1 protein-coding gene is annotated in these 1,903 nt (G+C 67.6%); it reads right to left on the bottom strand.

Translation table 11 applies throughout. The features are described 5' to 3' along the window. Positions 1 to 1,903 (bottom strand): acetate--CoA ligase (gene acs, locus BM052_RS19240; RefSeq protein ID WP_255406274.1); only part of this gene is annotated, 1,903 nt, incomplete at both ends.

The raw sequence follows: 1,903 nt of genomic DNA, 5'->3' as shown, positions 1-1,903 counted from the left end.
GCTGCGGCCTGTTATGGAGGAGGTGGTTGACGACGGAGGGGTCGGCGAGGGTGGAGGTGTCGCCGAGGTTGGCGGTGTCGTTTTCGCCGATCTTGCGCAGGATGCGGCGCATGATCTTGCCGGAGCGGGTCTTGGGCAGGCCGGGGGCGAACTGGATGACGTCGGGGGTGGCGATCGGGCCGATCTCGTGGCGGACCCACTGGATCAGTTCCTTGCGCAGCGCCTCGTCGGGCTCGACATCGGCGTTGGTCGTCACGAAGGCATAGATGCCCTGCCCCTTGATCTCGTGCGGCATGCCCACCACCGCGGCTTCGGCGACCTTGGCGTGGGCGACCAGCGCCGATTCGATCTCCGCCGTGCCCATGCGGTGGCCCGAGACGTTGATCACGTCGTCGATCCGCCCGGTGATCCAGTAATAGCCGTCCTCGTCGCGCCGGCACCCGTCCCCGGTGAAGTAGTAGCCCTTGAATGTGGTGAAGTAGGTCTGGAAGAACCGCTCGTGATCGCCCCACACCGTGCGCATCTGCCCGGGCCAGGAATCGGCGATCACCAGGCACCCGTCCGCCGCGCCTTCCAGCACCGCACCGTCATTGTCGAGCAGCATCGGCCGCACCCCGAACATCGGCTTGCTCGCCGAACCCGGCTTGAGCGCGGTGGCGCCGGGCAGCGGCGTAATCATCGCGCCCCCGGTCTCGGTCTGCCACCAGGTGTCGACGATCGGGCAGCGCCCCTCGCCCACCACCTCGTGATACCACGACCAGGCCTCGGGATTGATCGGCTCGCCCACCGAGCCCAGCAGCCGCAGGCTCTGCCGCGAGGTCTTCTTCACCCACTCGTCACCCTCGCGCATCAGCGCGCGCAGCGCGGTCGGCGCGCCGTAGAAGATCTCCACCCCGAACTTGTCGACCACCTGCCAGAAGCGACTCGGATCGGGGAAATTGGGAACCCCCTCGAACATCACCGTGGTCGCCCCGTTCAGCAGCGGGCCGTAGACCACATAGGAATGCCCGGTGACCCAGCCGATGTCCGCCGCGCACCAGTAAATCTGCCCCGGACGGTAATCGAAGACGTACTCGTGCGTCATCGAGACCCAGACCGAATAGCCTCCGGTTGTATGCAGCACGCCCTTGGGCTTGCCGGTGGAACCCGAAGTGTAGAGGATGAACAATGGGTCCTCCGCGCTCATTTCCTCGGGCGCGCACTCCGCCGGCTGGCCGGCCGCGGCGCTGGCCCAGTCCACGTCGCGTCCCTCCACCATCGGCACCCCGGCCCCGGTATGCGCGAGCACGATGACGGTATCGACCCCGGGGCACTGCGCCAGCGCCTCGTCGACATTGGCCTTGAGCGGAACCTTCTTGCCGCCGCGCAGCCCCTCGTCGGCAGTGAGCACGACCCGGCTGTCGCAGTCGGTGATCCGGCCCGCCAGCGCATCGGGCGAGAAGCCGGCGAAGACGATCGAGTGAACCGCGCCGATCCGCGCGCAGGCCAGCATCGCCACCGCCGCCTCGGGCACCATCGGCAGGTAGATCGTCACGCGCTCGCCGCGCTTCACCCCGCGCGCCTTGAGCAGGTTGGCGAAGCGGCACACCGCCGCGTGCAGCTGGCGGTACGTGACGCGGCGCTCCGGACTGGCCGGATCATCCGGCTCCCACAGGATCGCGGTGGCATCCCCCCGCGCCTCCAGGTGCCGGTCGAGGCAGTTCGCCGAAAGGTTGAGCGTGCCGTCCGCGAACCACGAAATGCCGAAGTCCGCCTCATGATAGCTGGTCCGCTTGACCACGCCGAACGGCTTGATCCAATCGATCCGCCGCGCTTCATCGCGCCAGAAACCTTCCGGATCCCCAAGCGAACGCGCGTACATCTCTTCGTAGCGCGCTTCGTCAATCAGCGCTTTCTCCGCCCA

This window comes from Novosphingobium sp. CF614, assembly GCF_900113255.1.
GTDB lineage: Bacteria > Pseudomonadota > Alphaproteobacteria > Sphingomonadales > Sphingomonadaceae > Novosphingobium.
The sequence above is the reverse complement of the archived record's forward strand: the minus strand, read 5'-3'. Positions and strand labels throughout refer to the sequence as shown.